Raw genomic sequence first — 20,091 nt, 5'->3', positions numbered from 1 at the left:
ATGGATACAGATTGAGGGGGCTTACTGAACGGCTTCGATTTTCTTGATCAGGTCGGCATACGGCGCGCCGTACTTGGCCCGGATCGGCGCGGTGGCGTCATAGAAGGGCTTTTTGTCGACGGTGATGAACTCGACGCCGGCGGCCTTGAGTTTTTCCTCGCTGGCGGTGGACTTCTTGTCCCACAGTTCGCGCTCTTCAGCCTGGGCCGCTTTGGCGGCTTTCTTCACCATGTCCTGTTGCGCTGGCGTGAGTTTTTCCCAGGTGATTTTCGACATCACGATCGGTTCAGGCAGGATCAGGTGGCCGGTCAGGCTGTAGAACTTGGCGTTCTGGTAGTGGTTGTGTTCGAGCATGGTAGGTGGGTTGTTCTCTGCGCCGTCGATCACGCCGGTCTGCAAGGCGCTGAAGATCTCGCCGGTGTCCATCGCGATGCCATTGCCGCCCATGGCGTTGATGGTTTCGATGAACATAGGGTTGCCTTGCACCCGAATCTTCATGCCTTTCATGTCTTCAAGCTTGCGCACCGGCTTTTTGGTGTAGAGGTTGCGCGTGCCGCCGTCCATCCAGGCCAGGGCCACCAGGCCGAATTCAGAGTTGGTGATGCGGTCGAGGATCTCATCGCCCACCGCTCCGTCGATAACGGCGCGCATGTGCGCCTGGTCACGGAAGATGAACGGCATGTTGAACACGTTCACGTCCGGCACCACAGGGCCGACGATGCCGAGGCTGACGCGGGACATCTGGATCGCACCGGCCTGCATCTGCTCGATGACTTCTTTTTCCGAACCCAAGACGCCGCCCGGGAAGTATTTGAATTTCAATTCGCCGTTGCTTTCCTTGGTCAGGGTTTCACCCATGTGTTCCTCGGCGACTACGGTCGGGTAGCCCTTTGGGTGGATGTCGGCGATCTTGATATCGAGGGCTTGCGCCGCCTGGGCCAGGAAGGCCAGGGGGAGGGCTGCGATCAGAAGTGTACGTTTGAAATTCATGGTCAATCTCCAGTCTTGTTGTTTTTATATCTATCGATGTGAAGCGGTAGAGCAGATCAGTTGGCGGAGTGCTTCTTTCCTCCGAAAGCAGGTTCAGCCAGACCCTTCACGCCAGGGTTAAGCGCGAACACGCCACCGGCCAGGGACTGTGGATCGTTGTCGTCACCCGGGCGGATCGAGGTTACGAAGAGGGTGTCCAGGCGGCTGCCACCGAAGGCGCACATCGTCGGTTTCTTCACCGGTACTTCGAGCGACCGATCCAGGCGTCCATCCGGGGTGAAGCGATGGATCAGGCCGGCATCGTTGGCGCAGATCCAGTAGCAACCGTCGGCGTCCACCGCCGCGCCGTCCGGTCGCCCGGCCAGTGGCATCATGTCGACGAACAAGCGCCGGTTGGATGGCGTGCCGCTGTCGATGTCGTAGTCGAAGGCCCAGATCTGCTGGATCAACGGGTGTGAGTCGGAGAGGTACATCGTCCGTCCGTCCGGGCTGAAACCCAGGCCGTTGGGCACGATGAAACCGCTCAATTGTGGTTCGACCGGGCTGTGTTGCCCGGCCGCGTAGCGGTACATCCGCCCTTGGTCAGCGTTGGCGCCCATGTTCAGCACCATGCTGCCGGCCCAGAAACGGCCCTGACGATCGCAGCGGCCGTCGTTGAGGCGCATGTCGGTGCGGCTGTGTTCGACGCTTGCACACAATTCGCTGTCCAGGCTGCCGTCGTCATGGGCGTGCAGGCGAAAAAAACCACTCTCCATGCCCGCTATCCAACCGCCGTCCTGGTGACGGGCGATGCAGGCAAGCATCTCGGGGGTTTCCCAGCCTTTGAGTTGCCCGGTTCCAGCGTTCCAGCACTGCAGGCCGCCACTGGGAATGTCCACCCAGTACAGCGCGTTTTCCTCGGGAACCCACACTGGGCTTTCCCCGACAGCGTTGCGTGCATCGACAATCAATTCGGCTTGCATGGCGATTCCTTAATGCGTTCGTATCCCATGGAAAACAGGCGAATCAGTCATCGAACGGGCCGGCGGCGACAAAGGCACCCCCTTGGTAAATCCTGGCTGGATCATCGGCGGCCGGCATCGGCTGCGCTTCGACCTTGGCGCGGAAAATCTCGGAACTGTCCTTGGGCTGGTAGCCCAGGTGCGCGGCCTGGCTGTTGTCCCACCAGACGTCGCGGTTGGCGGACACGCCGTACACCACGGTGTGGCCAACGTTCGGGGTGTAGAGCGAGCATTCGATCAGTTGGGTGAGGTCGTCGAAGCTCAGCCAGGTGCTCATCATTCGGCGGTTTTGCGGTTCGGGGAACGACGAGCCGATGCGGATGCTCACGGTCTCGATGCCGTAGCGATCGAAGTAGAAACTGGCGACGTCTTCGCCGTAGGACTTGGACAAACCGTAGTAGCCGTCGGGACGACGAGGGGAGAGGGCATCGAGGGCCTCGTCCTGCTTGTAGAAACCGATGACATGATTGGAACTGGCAAAAATCACCCGCTTGACGCCATGTTTGCGCGCGGCTTCATAAATGTGGAACACGCCACTGATGTTGGCGCCGAGGATCTCTTCGAACGGTCGCTCAACCGAAACACCGCCGAAATGCAGAATGGCATCGACGCCTTCAACCAATTGGTGCACGGCCTGCTTATCCGACAGATCGCACGGCACCACCTCTTCGCTTTCATCAATGGCTGGGGCCATGTTGGCGATGTCCGACAGGCGAATGTGACGGGCGAAAGGCTTGAGGCGTTCGCGCAAGACTTTGCCCAGGCCGCCAGCGGCGCCGGTCAGCAGCAGGCGATTGAGGGGGCGGCGAGTGTGTGTCGTAGTCATGAAGTTACCTGAGCAAACAGTGAGAGGTATTAGTTGTTATAGGTTGTCGTATGACCGTGGGGGAATATCCTTATCCTTCCGCTACCTTGTCAACGTTTGATCGACGAAGCGCTCTAAGCCGAGGTCCTTGCCGCGCTACGATGGTTCCACTGCCCCTGTGGCGAGGGAGCAAGCTCCCGCTCGGCTGCGCAGCAGACGTCGTGTTTCGCAACCTTATGGGCCTGCTTCGCAGTCCAGCGGGAGCAAGCTCCCTCGCCACAGGTGATTCGGTTTGTCCCAACAAAGCGCTTCGCCCCACGGCGCGCGCTTGCTGCTTACAACAGCGACAGCGGATAGCTGATGAAGATACGGTTCTCGTCGAATTCGTTGGTGCTGTAATCCCGACGAATCGACGCGTTGCGCCACTTCACGTTGAGGCTTTTCAACGCGCCGCTCTGCACGGTATAGGCCAACTCGGTTTCCCGGCCCCATTCCTTGCCGTCGTCGACGGTGGCGGTGTGCACGTTGTCGCCGCTGATGTAGCGGTTCATCAGGGTCAGGCCCGGTACGCCGACGGCGGCGAAGTTGAAGTCGTGGCGCACTTGCCAGGATTTTTCCTGGGCGTTGTCGTAGCTGGAGTTGTAGCTGTCGTTGGCCAGGGTGCCGCCGCTGGTGCCGTTGACGCGCATCCAGGCGTCATCGCCACTGAGTTTTTGCAGGCCGACGTAGAAGGTGTTGCCACCGTATTTGGCCGAGAGCATGGCGAAGGCGGTTTTGTTGTCCAGATCGCCGGCCAGGGCGTTGCCGTCTTCCTTGCCGATGAAGTAGCCGAGGTTGGCGCCCAGGGTCCAGTCGCCGATGGGCTGGCTGTGGGTCAGGTTGAAATACTTTTGCTGGTAGATGTCGGACAGTTCCGAGTACCAGACGCCGACTTGGGTGCGTTTTTCGTTGAAGGCATATTCGCCGCCGCCGAAGTTGAAGCGGTCGGAGGTGAACGCGCCTCGGCCGTTCATCGACATGTCTTCCATGCTCGCGTCGTTGCGCGGGCTGTTGGCGCGGAATTGGCCGCCGTACAGGGTCAGGCCGCTGATTTCGGTGGAGGTCACCTGGCCGCCACGGAACGTTTGTGGCAGGGAACGGCCGTCGTCGGAGCGCAGGATCGGCAGCACCGGCATCCACTCGCCGACTTTCAGCTCGGTCTTCGAGACCTTGCCCTTGAGGGCCACGCCCAGGCGCCCGAAGTCATCGGCCGGACGACCGTCATCATGCACAGGCAGCAATTGAGTGCCAGTGGTGCCGCGACCGCCGTCGAGCTTGACCGAGTACATACCCAACAGGTCCACGCCGAAGCCGACTGTGCCCTGGGTGAAGCCGGACTTGGCGTCGAGGATGAAACTCTGAGTCCATTCCTCGGCTTTGCCCTGGGCATTGTTCGAGTTGGTGAAGTTGCGGTTGAAATACGCGTTGCGCAGGTTCAGCGTGGCCTTGGCGTCATCGACGAAGCCTTCGGCGCTGGCGGTCATCGGCAGAAACAGCGCAAGGCTGCTGCAACCGATCAGGGTCAGTGCGGGGCTGCTGCTGAGAAGGGTACGGCGGTTTGGACGGTTGTCGGGCGAAAAACGGACACGTGTGCTCACTATGACGCTCCCTACTTTTTTGTTGTTTTTATTTGTCATACGTCGTCGTACAACATGAGGGGATTATTTGGAAGGCGTTGCTCGTTGTCAACTGGCCATTATCGGAATTATTCAACTCGAGGGGGCTTCAAAATGAGGGATTTCAACGGTTACAACCGACTGAGGTGAAGATCGAAGGCCGTGGCATCGGGACCAATGCGAGGCCTGAGCATCGTTGTGGCTGCTTTTGGTTGTGCGATGACCGGTCTAAGACATTAGTCGAATGCCCCCCGCTCTAAAGGTTTGCAGGAGTCCTTGTGGCGAGGGCGCTTGCTCCCGCTGGACTGCGAAGCAGGCCCCAGTTTTTTTGTTTCAACGCAGAATCTTTGGGGCCGCTTCGCGACCCAGCGGGAGCAAGCTCCCTCGCCACAGGTGTGTTGTTGACCCTATTCCCAGTCCAAACAGGGTGGTGTTTATCCAGATGTAGGATCGCTCTGGATCGGGCTACGTCGTCTTGCGCCGTTGCCTACAACTGCGCCAGAATCCGCCGGCTTGTGCGCCTTACGGCTGGGTTTTATTGTTTCCGGGTCGCTGATGAATCAGTGATCGGGTTTGGTAGCCCGGTTTTTTCTGGCGCAAGTGCACCTGATGCAGAAGATTTTTACGCCTCTGCTTTATGGTGGTCATGCGTAGGGCGTCCTCGGACGCGCCGGGTGCCAGATGACCGGTCTACCAACCTTCGTATGGCCACCACTCTTCGTTTGGTAGCGAGAGTGATGGCTCCAACTTTCTCATCTGGAGTTTCATCATGTTCAAAGCAACCCCGAATCCACCGAATACCGATCCAACGTCACCGCGCAAGAAACTCGACGAAGCCGCTGAGCGCGCCCTCGACTACTACCTCAACCCAAAACCGGACAAACCCGAAGCGGCAACTGCGCCCGGCCAACTCTTCACCGTCATCAAAGACGTCGACACCGAAAGCCTGCTCGCCAACCTCAGCGAAACCCTGGCCTCGGCCAATGTCATGGTCAGTGATCTGGCCTTTGAGCTGGAAGGTTCGCGCCGGCATTTTGCCCTGGGCATCCAACAACTGATCGAACTGGGTACCTTGTTGGCGAACCGCGCGCTGGATAACGTCGACCCACGCTAGCCGACCCACCACAACCCCCTGTGGCGAGGGAGCTTGCTCCCGCTGGGCTGCGCAGCAGCCCCAAAATCAGCCGACGCGGTTCTCCAGGAAAACCGCATCAGCCTGTTTTACGACTGCTGCGCAGCCGAGCGGGAGCAAGCTCCCTCGCCACAAGGGCACTGTGTACATCCGTCTGAGCATGCACGGTCAAATGGGGAGCGAGCTCCAGTGTTTTCGAAAGTGAGTGAATGCTAACCTTGATCAACGCTGTCCCCAGGGAGCCCTCATGGGCAATCACAAGATCGAGATTCGTCGCAGTAACGTCGAGAAAATCCTGTTGGCCGCCGAGAAGGTCTTTGCCGAAAAAGGCTTCGGCAGCACCGCCATGGCCGACATCGCCGCCGAAGTGCAATTGCCCCGTTCCAACCTGCACTACTACTTCAGCACCAAGAGCGAACTGTACAGCGCCGTGCTGTTCGATCTGCTGGAGGTCTGGAAGCAGGACGCCTTGTGCTTCGAAATGTTCGACGACCCCCGGGTGGTGCTCAGCAGCTACATCCGCGCCAAGATGAACCACTCCCGCAGCCGCCCCTACGGCTCGAAAGTCTGGGCCAACGAAATCATCCACGGCGCCCCGACCCTGGGCCAGGCCCTGGACGCCAGTCTCTATGACTGGGCCAAGATGAAGGAAGCGAAAATCCGCCAGTGGGTGGAAGACAAACGCATCCTCCCGGTCGAACCCTCAAGCCTGCTCTACATGATCTGGGCCTCGACCCAGCACTATGCCGACTTCGACCACCAGATCAACATCCTCAACGACCACCAACCGCTGTCGGACATGCAGTTCGAACGGGCGGTGCAGACGGTGACCAGTGTGATTTTGCGGGGGATTGGGTTGGAGCCGTAGTTTGTTTGCCCGGCGCGTGATGGCGGTAACTGGTAAAGTTTAAAGATTTAGTTTTCGAATTAGCTCGGCGTTGTCTTTAAGAAACTTATCTTTGGCCCTGATTCGAATACTACTGATGTTAGAAAATTTAGGAGTAAGAGTGTGCGTATTCTGTGAAGCTCTGTTAGCTTTAAGCTGTGCGGGTTTTTTGGTGGCGGCGTTATATTGGGTTTTCAGTGTTTTATCTATGACAATCTGGTCGTGTGGGGTTCTTTCTAAAAACGGCCCTATAATTCTATCGTAACGGCGTGCACGTTCTGCGCGTGCTCTTATGCGAATGATTCTTTTCCTGTCTATTGCAGGGAGATTATCAATCGGTATATAGGGGCCTCTTTCTTTCCCCTCGGCAGGTAATGCTTCTAGTCTCACCTGGGTTTTATTAGGAATGCCAGGTAATGTACCGGGAGTTGCGTGATTATTGGCTATCAATTCTGCCGATAGGTTGGTTTCAGTTTGGGTGGATCGGGTAAAAGTGCGAGGAGTGGAAAGGTCTAATGCGGTTTTTTGTACCGGTGGCAGGTAGGCTTGGCTAGTCGATGGTCGGATATATCTTTGGCTAGTCCATGGTCGGAAAAATGGCATGTTCCCACTCGGATCATATCGATTAACCGGATCATTCCCACAATAAGCATACGCATTAATCCCGCCATCCCCAAAAGGACTCAACTCATCCGGACTATTGAATCTCATCAACACCGGATTAAAAGCCCGATTACCCTGTCCCAACAAATAATGACCGGTTATCGAGTCAGGACGCTCCCCGTTAAAACCGAGCAAGCAACTCAAACCGCTTTCCCCAGGGCGGTAACCGTAGGCGGTATAGGCCATCTGTCGCGAGTGTGTATCCGCCACTGTCCGGAGCAACGAACGTTGTAGATCCGTCGCCAACAGCGTGGTCTCGGCGGCGTCGTCGGTGCCTGATCGTTGCGCCAGCGGCTGGGGGCCATGACGCATGATTGTCAGTTGCGACTGGCCCTCTATCTCGTTAACCAATTCGTCTTCTTGATAGAAACGTTGGGTGCCTGGATTCTCCTGAGGTTTCAAGCCTACGAGGCGATCCAGTGGGTCATATTGATAGCGGCACAGTATTTTCATCGACGGCGCTGACATGGGCTGGGTTCTGCTTAGGTGACAGGGCTGTGTCAGGCTCGGATATTTTTGGGAGGACGTCTACTAGCAGAACTGTTAGTTGGATAGGGCGCTTCTGGTGGGGTTACCCTGAGGTTTTGTGCTGTGGCTGAGGGCCCCTTCGCGAGCAGGCTCGCTCCCACAGGGGATTGGCGGTGAACACAGGATTTGTATTCGCCGTATATCCCTTGTGGGAGCGAGCTTGCTCGCGATGGCGTCAGCCCAAACACCTCAATTTCAAACCGCTACATGATAGGGATTGCGCGGATCATGGTTCCAATCCAGAAACGGCTTGCCCGTGTCCACCGTCACCATTTCGATGCAGTCCTGCACCGGGCAGGTGATTTGGCAGAGGTTGCAGCCCACGCATTCCTCATCGATCACTTCATATTTGCGCGTGCCGTCCGCCTGCTTGAGGCTGGCGACGGCCTGGTGTGAGGTGTCCTCACAGGCGATGTGGCAGCGACCGCAGCCGATGCAGGCCTCTTGGTCGATTTTCGCGATGACCTGATAGTTGATGTCCAGGTACTTCCAGTCGGTGGTGTTGCCCACCGCGCGGCCGGAGAAGGCCTGGAGGTTGGCGTGGCCGTGGTCGTCCATCCAACGTGACAAACCATCCTTCATCTCTTCGACGATGCGAAAGCCATGCAGCATTGCCGCCGTGCAGACCTGCACCGCGCCGCTGCCCAGGGCGATGAATTCCGCCGCGTCGCGCCAGCTGCCGATGCCGCCGATACCGCAGATCGGCAAGCCTTGGGTCTGCGGGTCGCGGGCGATTTCGGCGACCATGTTCAGCGCGATCGGCTTGACCGCCGAGCCGCAATAACCGCCGTGGGTGCTCTGGCTGCCGACACTGGGCAGGGCGACCATGCGGTCCAGGTCGACGCTGGTGATGGAGTTGATGGTGTTGATCAGCGACACCGCGTCCGCGCCGCCGCGATGGGCCGCCCGAGCGGCGACACGGATGTCGGTGATGTTCGGCGTGAGTTTGACGATCACCGGCAACGAACAATAGGTCTTGCACCAGCGGGTCACTTGCTCGACGTATTCCGGCACCTGGCCGACCGCCGCGCCCATGCCGCGTTCCGGCATGCCGTGGGGGCAGCCGAAATTCAGTTCGATGCCGTCGGCACCGGTGGCTTCCACCAGGGGCAGGATGCGTTTCCAGGATTCTTCGACGCAGGGCACCATCAGCGACACGATCAACGCCCGATCCGGCCAGTCCTTTTTCACCTGGGTGATTTCTCGCAGGTTGATCTCCAGGGAGCGGTCGGTGATCAGCTCGATGTTATTGATGCCCAGCACCTCGCGATTGGCGCCGTAGTGGGCTGAGTAGCGCGACGAAACGTTCACCGCCGCCGGGTCTTCCCCGAGGGTTTTCCAGACCACGCCACCCCAGCCGGCCTCGAAGGCCCGGACCACGTTGTAGGCCTTGTCGGTGGGCGGCGCGGAGGCCAGCCAGAACGGATTGGGGGTTTTGATGCCGGCGAAGACAATCGACAGATCGGCCATTTACGCAGCCTCCACGTTGAGCATGAGTTGGGCGTTGATCGCCTCGGCGGCGAGCTTGCCGTGCTGCACGGCCTGCACGGTGAGGTCCTGGTCCAGGCTGGTGCAATCGCCGCCGGCGTAGACCCCAGGAATGCTGGTGCGCAGTTGTTCGTCCACCAGGATTCGCCCATCCTGGCGCTTGAGTTCCCGGGCCAGCGGGTCCACCAGCGCGTTGTCGTCGATGGCCTGGCCGATGGCTTTGAAAATACCGTCGGCGGGCAGGTCGAAGGTCTCGGCGCTGGTGACCAGCCGACCGTTTTCCAGATGGGTGCGGGAGAAACGCATGCCCCGCACATTCCCCGCGTCGTCGAGCAACACCTGTTGCGGCTGGGCCCAGGTCAACAGGCGCACCTGATTGGCCTTGGCGATGTCTTGCTCATGCACGGTGGCGCCCATGTCTTCAAGGCCGCGACGGTACACCAGGCTGACATCCCGGGCGCCGAGGCGGGCCATTTGCACGGCCATGTCAATGGCGGTGTTGCCGGCGCCGAGCACGATGCAACGGTCCGCCAGGGGCAATTGGCTGAGGTCGTCGGCCTGGCGCAATTCGCGGATGTACTCGGTGGCGGCCAGCAGCCCTGGCGCCTGTTCATCGCTCAGGCCCAATTGTTTGCTGGCGGCCAGGCCGAGGCCGAGGAACACCGCGTCGAACTGCTGGTGCAGGTCGCTCAGGCTCAGGTTTTCCCCGAGTTTCTGCCCGTGGCGGATTTCGATACCGCCGATTTCCAGCAGAAAGTCCAGTTCGTGCTGGGCGTAATCGTCTACGAGTTTGTATTTGGCGATGCCGTATTCATTGAGGCCACCGGCCTTCTCACGGGCTTCGAAAATCACCACGTCATGACCGTGCATCGCGCTGCGATGGGCGCAGGACAACCCTGCCGGGCCGGCCCCGACCACGGCGATGCGCTTGCCGCTGGTGGCGGCACGCTTGAACGGGTGTTCAGCAAAGTGGGCATTGTCCACGGCGTAGCGTTGCAGCTGGCCGATCAATACCGGTGCGCACTCATGAACGTTGTTGCGCACGCAGGCTTGCTGGCAAAGGATCTCCGTGGGGCAGACCCGGGCACAGCTGCCGCCGAGGATGTTGGCCGAGAGGATTTTCTGTGCCGCGCCTTGGACGTTGTCCTGGTGGATGTTACGGATGAACGAGGGAATATCGATCTCGCTCGGACAGGCGTTCACGCACGGTGCGTCGTAGCAATACAGGCACCGGGACGCTTCCAAGTGAGCCTGGCGGGCGTTGAGCGGCGGTGCCAGGTCGCTGAAACGGGCGGCGAGGGTGGCCGAGTCTTCCAGGGAATGGGGGAGGTGACTCAAGGGCTGGATCATGGAATGGGCCTCACGGTGTTTGAGGTGCTGCCTCTGGTGGGCAGTGGTTTTTTTGGTGCCTGGCCTGGCCTCATCGCGAGCAAGCTCGCTCCCACAGGGGATCTGTTGCGTACACAGATTTTGTATCCACCCAAGATCCAGTGTGGGAGCGAGCTTGCTCGCGATAGGCCGAAGGCCTGGATTCAGCGTTTCACGGCGGTTGGCTTGTTCAACTCCGCCCGCTTGCTCAGCAAGTCGAACACCGCCGGATACGCCGGTCGCTCGATGTAGCGCCCCGCGCCGCGCTCGGCCCGCAGGTCGCCGTCGGCCCAGACCAGCCGGCCCTGGCTGATGGTGTGGCTGGGCACACCGCGCACGGTCTTGCCTTCGAAGATGTTGAAGTCCACCTGCTGATGGTGGGTCTTGGCGGAAATCGTGCGACTGCCCTGCGGGTCCCAGAGCACCAGGTCGGCATCGGCACCGATGCGAATCGCCCCTTTGCGCGGATAGAGGTTGAAGATCTTTGCGGTATTGGTGGAGGTGAGGGCGACGAAGTCGTGCATCGACAATTTGCCGCTGTTGACCCCTTCGTCCCAGAGCACGGCCATGCGGTCTTCGATACCGGCGGTGCCATTGGGGATCTTGCTGAAGTCCTCGCGGCCGGCGGCTTTCTGCTCCGCGCAGAAACAGCAGTGGTCGGTCGCGGTGGTGTGCAGGTTGCCCGACTGCAAGCCGTGCCAGAGCGCTTCCTGATGGCCGCGAGGCCGGAACGGCGGGCTCATCACGTAGCCGGCAGCGGTCTGCCAGTCCGGGTGGCGATAGACGCTGTCGTCCAGCAGCAGATGCCCGGCCAGGACTTCACCGTAGACGGGCTGGCCCTTGCTGCGGGCATAGGTGATTTCGTCCAGGGCCTCTTTGGTCGACACATGCACCAGGTACAGCGGCGTGCCCAGGGTTTCGGCAATGCGGATGGCCCGGCTCGCGGCTTCGCCTTCTACTTGCGAGGGCCTCGACAACGGATGGGCCTCGGGCCCGGTGATGCCCTGGGCCAGCAGCTTGCGTTGCAGGTGATAGACCAGCTCGCCGTTCTCCGCGTGCACCGTGGGCACCGCCCCCAGCTCCAGGCAGCGCTCGAAACTCGCCACCAAGGTGTCGTCGGCAGCCATGATTGCGTTCTTGTAGGCCATGAAGTGCTTGAAGCTATTCACGCCATGATGGTTGACCAACTCGGCCATTTCTTCGCGAACCTGCTCGCTCCACCAGGTGATCGCCACGTGAAAACCGTAGTCACTGGCGCTTTTTTCGGCCCAGCCACGCCATTGGTGAAAGGCTTCCATCAGCGACTGCTGGGGGTTGGGAATCACGAAGTCGATGATCGACGTGGTGCCCCCGGCCAACCCAGCTGCCGTGCCGCTGAAGAAGTCTTCACTGGCGACCGTGCCCATGAACGGCAACTGCATATGCGTGTGCGGGTCGATGCCCCCCGGCATCAGGTATTGACCGCTGCCATCGAGCACCTCGACATCGGCTGGAACCTCCAGGTTTTCGCCAATGGCCTTGATCACGCCGTCGGTACAAAACACATCGGCGCGATAACTTTCATCGTGGGTTATGACGGTGGCACCACGGATCAACAGAGACATTCCGAGTTCCTCGCAGGCATGACCGACTGTTGCCGGTTCTTTATGTTTTATCGGTTGATAGATGACGGCGTCGTACAGGTTTGTATTCTTGTCACAACTGTCAGGATTAGACGCTAGCTGGAGTTTATAAAATGAGCAAGATTATTTTTTATAAGCTTATTCAATATATAAGTTATTGAATTTAAACAATTAAAAAATGGAATCACCAAAATGGTGAGCGTCCTCACCATTTTGACGCACTTGACAGGATCGTTATTTGAGCGAGATTTGTCATGGTAAATCAGCGGCTTGAAAGCCGTCGAAGTGCGGTCTAGACACTTCGCGTTAATTTGATGTGCACCACTTTGAATCTCGAACTCGACAGAGCGTGCAGGTCATCTAGCCTCAAGGCGACGAGAGCGCAGTGAAGTAAACTCGTAAGTTGCAGTAAAAGCGTTAAGTATCAAATGGTTGTAAGCGTTATATCGGCCGTCCGGTCAACTCGGCGCAACAATCGGCACGGTTATTGAGTGCCGTCGTTGCCAGCCAGGGGCCGTCGGTAGCACGCGTGCTTGACATGCAAGTACTCCGGCCATCGCCCGTCGATGAGCAAAAATAATCAAAACAGTGGAGCGGACATGACCAGATCAACAGTGACTGAGCGGGACGGGTTATTCGAGCTTGAAGCCGGCAGCGACGTCCTCGACAGCCCCCGTTATAACCACGATATCGCGCCGACCAAGGTGCATGAGCGAACCTGGAACAAATGGCACATCACTGCGCTGTGGGTGGGCATGGCGATCTGCGTCCCGACCTACACCCTTGGCGGCGTGCTTACCGCCTACTTCGGCTTGACGGTGGGCGAGGCGTTGCTGGCGATCCTGTTTGCCAACATCATCGTGTTGATTCCCCTGACCCTGAACGCCTTTGCCGGGACCAAGTACGGCATTCCGTTTCCGGTGCTGTTGCGCTCGTCCTTCGGTGTCATCGGCTCCAACGTCCCGTGTCTGATTCGCGCCTTGGTGGCGTGTGGCTGGTTCGGGATCCAGACCATGTTCGGCGGGCTGGCGATTCACCTGTTTCTCGGCTCGGTGTTCGAAGGCTGGAAGAGCCTGGGCGGCACCGGTGAGGTGATCGGCTTCATGGTGTTCTGGGTCATGAACCTGTGGGTGGTATTGCGCGGTGCCGAGTCGATCAAATGGCTGGAAACCTTATCCGCGCCGCTGCTGGTACTGGTGGGCGCCGGCTTGCTGGTGTGGGCGTTGCCCAACGTATCCCTGACCGAGCTGATGGCGGTCCCGGCCAAGCGGCCCGAAGGTGCGAGCGTGACCAGCTACTTCCTCGCCGGGCTGACGGCCATGGTCGGTTTTTGGGCGACTTTGTCATTGAACATCCCTGACTTCAGCCGTTACGCCAAGAGCCAGAAGGACCAGATCGTGGGGCAAATCATCGGCCTGCCATTGACCATGTTCCTGTTCGCCTCCCTCGGCGTGGTCATGACCGCAGCCTCGGAAAAACTGGTGGGGGTGACCGTCTCCGACCCCGTGACCTTGATCGGGCACATCCAGAGCCCGGTCTGGGTAGCGCTGGCCATGGTGCTGATCATCGTCGCGACGCTCTCGAGCAACACTGCCGCCAACATCGTCTCGCCGACCAACGATTTCCAGAACCTGGCGCCCAAACTGATCGGCCGGACCAAGGCCGTCATGCTCACCGGGTTGGTGGGGCTGGCGCTAATGGCCCACGAGCTGCTGAAAAAGCTCGGCCTGATCGTGTCCGAGGTCAGCCTTGAGTCGGTGTACTCCAACTGGCTGCTGGGCTATTCAAGCCTGCTGGGGCCGATTGCCGGGATCATGGTGGTGGATTATTTCCTGATCAAGAAACAGCAACTGGACCTGGCCGGGTTGTACCGCGACGACGTTTATCCGGCGTGGAACTGGAACGGCTTCATCGCCTTTGCCGTGCCGGTGCTGCTGACGCTGCTGTCCCTGGGCAGCGATGCGTTCAGCTGGTTCTACAGCTACGGCTGGTTCACCGGCTCGGCGCTGGGCGGGGTGATTTACTACGGGTTGTGCAGTCTGCGTGCGAGCCCGTCCATCGCCAAATCTGCGGTGTGAAGGAGGGCCTCATCGCGAGCAAGCTCGCTCCCACACTGGATTGGGGGGGGATGCAAAGCCTACGTGCACAGCAGATCCCCTGTGGGAGCGAGCTTGCTCGCGATAGCGGCCCCAGACACACCAAAAAATGCCTGAAAAAAAGGAGACCCCCCATGAACGCAGCCATCGACGTTCTGCAATCCACCCATCAGCACATCAACCGCGACCGTCTCTGGCAGTCGCTCATGGACTTGGCGCAACTCGGGGCCACGGTCAAGGGCGGCGTGTGTCGACTGGCCCTGACCGACCTGGACCGCCAGGCCCGGGACCTGTTCGTGCAATGGACCCAAGCCGCTGGCTGCACCGTCAGCATCGATGCGGTGGGCAACATCTTCGCTCGTCGCCCAGGACGCAATCCGAACCTGCCACCGGTCATGACCGGCAGCCACATCGACACCCAACCCACCGGCGGCAAGTTCGACGGCTGCTTTGGCGTGCTGTCGGGGTTGGAAGTGTTGCGCACCCTCAATGACCTGAACGTTGAAACCGAAGCGCCGCTGGAAGTGGTGGTGTGGACCAACGAAGAAGGCTCGCGCTTCGCCCCTTGCATGATGGGCTCTGGCGTATTCGCGGAAAAATTCACCCTCGAAGAAACCCTGGCCAAGACCGACGCCGAAGGCATCACCGTGGGGCAGGCGCTGAATGCCATCGGCTATGCCGGCCCCCGCCAGGTCAGCGGCCATCCGGTGGGCGCGTATTTCGAGGCGCACATCGAACAGGGGCCGATCCTGGAAGACGAGGGCAAGACCATCGGTGTGGTCATGGGCGCGCTGGGGCAGAAATGGTTCGACCTGACCTTGCGCGGCGTCGAAGCCCACGCCGGCCCGACCCCGATGCACCTGCGCAAGGACGCCCTGGTGGGCGCCTCGATCATCGTCGGTGCCGTCAATCGCACCGCCCTTGCTCATCAACCCCATGCCTGCGGGACGGTCGGTTGCCTGCAAGCGTATCCCGGTTCGCGCAATGTCATCCCCGGCGAAGTGCGCATGACCCTGGATTTCCGGCATTTGGAACCGGCGCGGCTGGATTCGATGATCGCCGAGGTCCAGCGGGTGATCGACGACACCTGTCGGCAACACGGCCTGACCTATGAACTGAAACCCACGGCCGACTTTCCACCGCTGTACTTCGACAAGGGTTGCGTTGACGCCGTGCGGGGTGCTGCCCAGGGTTTGGGTCTGTCCCACATGGACATCGTCAGCGGGGCGGGTCATGACGCAATCTTCCTCGCCGAATTGGGCCCGGCCGGCATGATCTTCGTGCCATGCGAAGGCGGCATCAGCCACAACGAAATCGAAAACGCCGCCCCCGACGACCTCGCGGCCGGTTGCGCGGTGCTGTTGCGCGCGATGCTCGCCGCCTCGCAGGCCATTGCCGAGGGACGCCTGGCGGCTTGAACGGCGTGGTGCACTATCGCAACGCCATGTGGTCGTAATCTTCAACGCATCCATGCCTGAAGCGCACTGACCACATGGAGACCCAATGAGCCAGGAAGTCCCGACAACCGATACCAATCGCCGTCAATTGCTGCAAATCATCGCCGGGTTGTCTGACGGGGTGATGTTGATGGAAGTTGACCAGACCATTGCCTGGGCCAACGAAGCGGCGTTGACCATGCATGGGATCAAAGAGCTGAGTGAGTTGGGCGCCAATGCCCAGGAATACGCCCAGCGTTTCAATTTGCGCTACCGCAATAACCACTCGTTGACCGAAGACAATTACCCCATCGCCCGGGTTGCCCGTGGCGATGAGTTCAGCGATGTGCTGGTGGAAGTCACCCCTGCGGCCAATCCGGACCGTACCTGGGTCCACCGGATCCGCAGCATGGTGCTGACCGACCGCAACGGCGAGCCGGAGTCCCTGGTACTGATTCTCAGCGACGCCACCGAATGGGCCAGCGCCGAACAGCGGTTCGAGAAAACCTTCGGCGCCAACCCGGCGCCAGCGGTGATCTGTCGCCTCAGCGATCTGCGCTACATCAAGGTCAACCAGGGCTTTCTGGAAATGACCGGCTACAGCCGTGAGCAAGTGATCGGGCGTTCGGTGTATGAGCTGGATGTATTCGAGGCGGCGGAGAGGCGAGACCTGGCCATCGAGCGCCTGGGGCAGGGCGCGACCATTCCACAGATGCAGGCCGAGCTGAAATTGCCGGGAGGCGGCAGCAAGCAGGTGATCGTCGCGGGCCAGCCGCTGGATGACCTGCACGACGAAGACTGCATGCTGTTTTCCTTCATGGACATGGAACCGCGACGCAAGGCCGAAACGGCACTGCGTCAGAGTGAGGAGCGCTTCGCCAAGTCGTTTCGCCTCACACCGGTACCCACCTTGGTGTGCAGCTCCGAACAGCAATTGGTGGAAATCAACGAAGCGTTTCTCCGAACAAGCGGTTACTCCAGTGAGGAGCTACTGGGTAAAACCGTGGAGGAAGTCGGCTTCCTCGATAAGGACGCCAGCGCGGCATTGTTTGCCGCCCTGGAAAAGAGCGCGACGGTGTCCAGCGTCGACGTCAAGGTTCACAAGAAAGGCGGCGAGCAGATCGACTGCGAGGTGGCGGCCGACACCGTGGTCATCCAGGACAAGCCTTGTTACCTGCTGGTCTTGATGAACATCACTGAACGCAAGCGCTCGGAGCTGGAGCTGGTGGCGGCCATCGAGGAGGTCATGAAAGACGCCTCGTGGTTCAGTCGGACCTTGATTGAGAAACTGGCCAATGTGAAGAGCATCAATGCTCAGGTGCCCAGCGCGTCATTCACCGAGTTGACCGCGCGGGAACGCGACGTGCTGGGGCTGATCTGCGAGGGCCTGGCGGACAAGGAAATCGCCGCGCGGCTGAAATTGGCCCCCAATACGGTGCGAAATCACGTGGCAACGTTGTACTCCAAGCTGGATGTTCATAGCCGCAGCGAGGCCATCGTCTGGGCTCGGGAACGCGGCTTGTTCGCCAGCGAATGGCGAAAGAAGGCACCGTGATGGCCAGTGCAAATGCACCGGCCGGGCTGGTGCAAATTCGGCTTTTGCAGGGGCGCCTCGGTCCTTAGGCTGTGAGGGTGCGACATGCTTGCGATGTCGCGTCCCTCACGAAACAGTCAAGGAACAGGCCGCAATGTGCAGTGAACCCATCGGATGTATAAACAGGAAGATTGTTGAGGTCCAAAGCCCGGCATTGTCCATCAGTCGTTTGCGATCTCAGCGCTGAGGTAAAACGCATGACCCAACTGGCCCCCGTGCGTGCTCGCCTCGAAGAAAGTTTCAAGCCGCTGGCTTGCGAATGCAGCCTCAATGGCGACGGCACCCTTACGGTACGCCTCTATCATCGCGAAAGCGGAGAGGTGGACTTGGTAGTGAGTGGCATGAGTCTAGACAGCGTTCGCTCGGAACAAAGCCTGGCGAAGTTGATCGACGAACTGCGTTATGAACTTGAAAACACCCCGCTGCATCGTGCTGATCCCCTCTAACGCATCAGCTGAACCGGCTTTATGTGGCGAGGGAGCTTGCTCCCGCTGGGTCGCGTAGCGGCCCCAAAACCTGCCGACGCGGTGCAGCAGGTTGATCAAGTGATCGTTGGGGACTGCTTCGCAGTCCAGCGGGAGCAAGCTCCCTCGCCACAGAGATGCCCAACCGAGCTACAGCAACGTCGGCCGGCAATCGAGCGCCAACCGCGCGCCGCCGCGCTCGGTGCTGCCTACCTCCAGTGTGAACCCGTGCAAACTGACGATCGCCGCAACGATCGATAGGCCCAGCCCGAACCCGCCGTGCTGGCTGCTGCCCTCGGCGCGATAGAAGCGGCGAAACACGGCTTTGCGCTCTGCCTCGGGAATGCCAGGGCCGGAATCGAGCACTTCGATACGCGTGCTGTCGCCCTGGTCGACCCCACGCAGAATGACTTCGCCCCCGGGCGGGGTGAATTTGATGGAGTTGCTCAGCAGGTTTGACACGGCCTCGAACAGCAATGCCCGGTCACCATTGAGCAGGGGCAGGGTGTCGGGCGTTTCCAGGGTGAAGGTCAGCTCACCTTCCTCGGCCAGTGGCAGGTAAAAATCGTGCAGCTCCTGCAATAACTGCAACGGATCGAGGCGCACGAACCCCGAGCGGCGCTGCTGGTCTTCCAGTTCGGAAATCCGCAACAAGCCACGAAACCGCGCCATCAGGGTATCGGTTTCGGCAATCACCTGGTCCATCTGCAACGCCTCGGGCGAACCCTCTTGGGCTTGCTGCTGGATGCGATACAGTTGGGCGCGCAGGCGCGTCAGCGGCGTGCGCAGGTCATGGGCAATGTTGTCGCACACGCCCTTGACCTCGTTCATCAAGCGTTCGATGCGCTCGAGCATGGCATTGACGATTGCCGCCAGCATGTCCAGTTCATCGCGCCGGCTCGACAGCGGCAGGCGATGGGTCAGGTCGCCGGCGACGATGGCTTCGGCACTGGCTTGCAGCTTGCGAATACGTTGCAGTGGTCGGCGGCGCAGCAGATGCCATCCGGCAATGCCCGGCAGGATGGTCAGCGACACCCCCCAGAACAGCGCATGCAAGATGATCCGCGTCACGGCGAACAGCGAGCCATTGTCCCGCGCCAGCACCAGCCAGCGTCCGTCCTGGGTCCGGGTCGCCACCGCGTCGCAGCTATCGGAAGGGATGCCGGGGGCGTCGGAATCGATGCATCCGCCAAGCATGTGGATCCTGCCGTCGAGCGGCAGGTCAGCGGGGATCCGCTGGATCGGCCCGCTCAAGTGGCGCAGTTGCGGATCGAACAGGCCGTAGGCATCGACACCGCGTTCGTCCAGGGTCAGGCTGGCCATGAGGGCATCTTCCAACTGATCGCCGTGGATCCGGGCGAACAGATGCTGGCGCTGCATCAGGGAGTGCTTGGCCAGGCTGTCGAGATAGCCGAACACTTCGTAATACATCACCCCCATCAGGATCGCGCTCCAGATCACGAACAGCGAACTGTACAGCGCCAGCAGGCGGCTGCTGGAGGAGCGCCAGCCCTTAGCGGGGTTCAGCAATGACATAACCGGAACCTCGCACGGTGCGAATCAGCGGTTCCAGGCCCGGCGGGTCGATTTTCTTGCGCAGGCGGCCGATGTGGACGTCGATCAGGTTGGTGCCGGGGTCGAAGTGATAACCCCAGACTTCCTCGAAAATCATCATGCGCGAGAGAATCTGCCCGTTGTTGCGCATCAGGAATTCCAGCAACTTGTATTCGGTGGGCAGCAGGCTGAGCAATTGCCCGTTGCGGCTGGCTTCGCGGCTGATCAGGTTCAGCTCCAGGTCGGCCACCCGCAGCACGGTTTCCGGTTCCCGGGTGCCGTTGTTGCGTCGCAGCAACACTTCGACGCGGGCGGCCATTTCGTCGGTGGCGAATGGCTTGGTCAGGTAATCGTCGCCGCCGGCACGCAGGCCACGAACGCGTTCATCCACATCGGAAAGGGCGCTGATCATCAGGATTGGCGTGGCCACGCCCATGGTCCGCAGCGTGGTGACGATCACCAGGCCATCCAGTTCCGGCAGCATGCGGTCCAGGGTGATCAGGTCGTAATCGCCGCTTACCGCCCGTTCCAGGCCTTCGCGACCGTTGTCGACCCAATCGACGTCCAGGCCGTTGCGGGTCAGTTCGGCGACGATTTCACGGGCGGTGACGGCGTCGTCTTCGATGGTCAGGATGCGGTTCATGGGCGGTACCGTGTTGGGAAGTTGGTGCTATTGCGCAACATTCTGCCAAAGAATAGCTGTCGGCTTTCTGAAAAAAAGTTCATGAGCCGGCAAGCGGGTTTACTGGCCTGGATCAACACTTGGTCACAAATAATCCCTAGCATGAATTTCCTGCGCACTATCTTGT

At 59.9% G+C, this 20,091-nt stretch carries 16 protein-coding genes; 6 read left to right on the top strand and 10 right to left on the bottom strand.

Features of this window, described 5'->3' with window-relative positions; genetic code table 11:
- Nucleotides 1-21 precede the first annotated feature (21 nt).
- The 4 genes from QNH97_RS16295 to QNH97_RS16280 all read right to left on the bottom strand — a co-directional run bounded on the left by QNH97_RS16295 (nucleotide 22) and on the right by QNH97_RS16280 (nucleotide 4,319).
- Entirely contained in the window at nucleotides 22-990 is a 969-nt protein-coding gene (locus QNH97_RS16295) for a TRAP transporter substrate-binding protein (protein WP_283552926.1), read from the bottom strand.
- A gap of 56 nt (nucleotides 991-1,046) precedes the next feature.
- Nucleotides 1,047-1,952, bottom strand: coding sequence for an SMP-30/gluconolactonase/LRE family protein (locus QNH97_RS16290; RefSeq protein WP_283552925.1), 906 nt, complete (start codon nucleotides 1,950-1,952; stop codon nucleotides 1,047-1,049).
- A gap of 43 nt (nucleotides 1,953-1,995) precedes the next feature.
- Complete coding sequence (locus QNH97_RS16285) at nucleotides 1,996-2,817, bottom strand: NAD-dependent epimerase/dehydratase family protein (protein WP_283552924.1); 822 nt, start codon at nucleotides 2,815-2,817, stop codon at nucleotides 1,996-1,998.
- 314 nt (nucleotides 2,818-3,131) lie between these two features.
- Nucleotides 3,132-4,319, bottom strand: a complete 1,188-nt coding sequence (locus QNH97_RS16280) for an OprD family porin (RefSeq protein ID WP_502944543.1) — start codon at nucleotides 4,317-4,319, stop codon at nucleotides 3,132-3,134.
- 901 nt (nucleotides 4,320-5,220) lie between these two features.
- Here QNH97_RS16280 and QNH97_RS16275 point away from each other — a divergent pair.
- Nucleotides 5,221-5,565, top strand: coding sequence for a DUF6124 family protein (locus tag QNH97_RS16275; RefSeq protein WP_283552922.1), 345 nt, complete (start codon nucleotides 5,221-5,223; stop codon nucleotides 5,563-5,565).
- A 265-nt stretch (nucleotides 5,566-5,830) separates the two neighbouring features.
- Entirely contained in the window at nucleotides 5,831-6,451 is a 621-nt protein-coding gene (locus QNH97_RS16270; RefSeq protein WP_003202912.1) for a TetR/AcrR family transcriptional regulator, read from the top strand.
- 39 nt (nucleotides 6,452-6,490) lie between these two features.
- Here QNH97_RS16270 and QNH97_RS16265 read toward each other — a convergent pair whose 3' ends face one another.
- From QNH97_RS16265 to hydA, 4 genes are all read right to left on the bottom strand, one after another.
- Nucleotides 6,491-7,600: an RHS repeat-associated core domain-containing protein gene (locus QNH97_RS16265; protein ID WP_283552921.1), complete on the bottom strand. Its 1,110-nt coding sequence runs from the start codon at nucleotides 7,598-7,600 to the stop codon at nucleotides 6,491-6,493.
- A 255-nt stretch (nucleotides 7,601-7,855) separates the two neighbouring features.
- Nucleotides 7,856-9,130: an NAD-dependent dihydropyrimidine dehydrogenase subunit PreA gene (preA, locus tag QNH97_RS16260; protein WP_283552920.1), complete on the bottom strand. Its 1,275-nt coding sequence runs from the start codon at nucleotides 9,128-9,130 to the stop codon at nucleotides 7,856-7,858.
- The gene (locus QNH97_RS16255; RefSeq protein ID WP_283552919.1) at nucleotides 9,131-10,498 is read right to left on the bottom strand and encodes an NAD(P)-dependent oxidoreductase; all 1,368 of its coding nucleotides are present in this window, start codon (nucleotides 10,496-10,498) and stop codon (nucleotides 9,131-9,133) included. It abuts the gene before it with no gap.
- A gap of 182 nt (nucleotides 10,499-10,680) precedes the next feature.
- On the bottom strand, nucleotides 10,681-12,120 hold the full coding sequence (hydA, locus tag QNH97_RS16250; protein ID WP_283552918.1) for a dihydropyrimidinase: 1,440 nt from the start codon (nucleotides 12,118-12,120) through the stop codon (nucleotides 10,681-10,683).
- Nucleotides 12,121-12,737: 617 nt separating this feature from the next.
- On the opposite strand from hydA, the gene QNH97_RS16245 reads away from it, so the two are divergent.
- The 4 genes from QNH97_RS16245 to QNH97_RS16230 all read left to right on the top strand — a co-directional run bounded on the left by QNH97_RS16245 (nucleotide 12,738) and on the right by QNH97_RS16230 (nucleotide 17,710).
- Nucleotides 12,738-14,216 carry an NCS1 family nucleobase:cation symporter-1 gene (locus tag QNH97_RS16245; protein WP_283552917.1) on the top strand — a complete coding sequence of 493 codons (1,479 nt, stop codon included), beginning with the start codon at nucleotides 12,738-12,740 and terminating at the stop codon, nucleotides 14,214-14,216.
- 152 nt (nucleotides 14,217-14,368) lie between these two features.
- Nucleotides 14,369-15,652 (top strand): Zn-dependent hydrolase, encoded by a 1,284-nt coding sequence (locus QNH97_RS16240; RefSeq protein ID WP_283552916.1) that lies wholly within the window; start codon nucleotides 14,369-14,371, stop codon nucleotides 15,650-15,652.
- A gap of 85 nt (nucleotides 15,653-15,737) precedes the next feature.
- Nucleotides 15,738-17,225: a helix-turn-helix transcriptional regulator gene (locus QNH97_RS16235; protein WP_283552915.1), complete on the top strand. Its 1,488-nt coding sequence runs from the start codon at nucleotides 15,738-15,740 to the stop codon at nucleotides 17,223-17,225.
- A gap of 236 nt (nucleotides 17,226-17,461) precedes the next feature.
- On the top strand, nucleotides 17,462-17,710 hold the full coding sequence (locus QNH97_RS16230; RefSeq protein ID WP_283552914.1) for a DUF1652 domain-containing protein: 249 nt from the start codon (nucleotides 17,462-17,464) through the stop codon (nucleotides 17,708-17,710).
- A gap of 168 nt (nucleotides 17,711-17,878) precedes the next feature.
- Here QNH97_RS16230 and QNH97_RS16225 read toward each other — a convergent pair whose 3' ends face one another.
- Both QNH97_RS16225 and QNH97_RS16220 read right to left on the bottom strand, forming a co-directional pair.
- Complete coding sequence (locus tag QNH97_RS16225) at nucleotides 17,879-19,264, bottom strand: sensor histidine kinase (protein WP_283552913.1); 1,386 nt, start codon at nucleotides 19,262-19,264, stop codon at nucleotides 17,879-17,881.
- Nucleotides 19,242-19,925 carry a response regulator transcription factor gene (locus QNH97_RS16220; RefSeq protein WP_283552912.1) on the bottom strand — a complete coding sequence of 228 codons (684 nt, stop codon included), beginning with the start codon at nucleotides 19,923-19,925 and terminating at the stop codon, nucleotides 19,242-19,244. Before QNH97_RS16220 ends, QNH97_RS16225 begins: the two co-directional genes overlap by 23 nt.
- Nucleotides 19,926-20,091: the final 166 nt, after the last annotated feature.

The sequence above is a fragment of the Pseudomonas sp. G2-4 genome, from assembly GCF_030064125.1.
GTDB lineage: Bacteria > Pseudomonadota > Gammaproteobacteria > Pseudomonadales > Pseudomonadaceae > Aquipseudomonas.
Note: the sequence above shows the minus strand (reverse complement) of the source record. Positions and strands in the feature narration are given on the sequence as shown.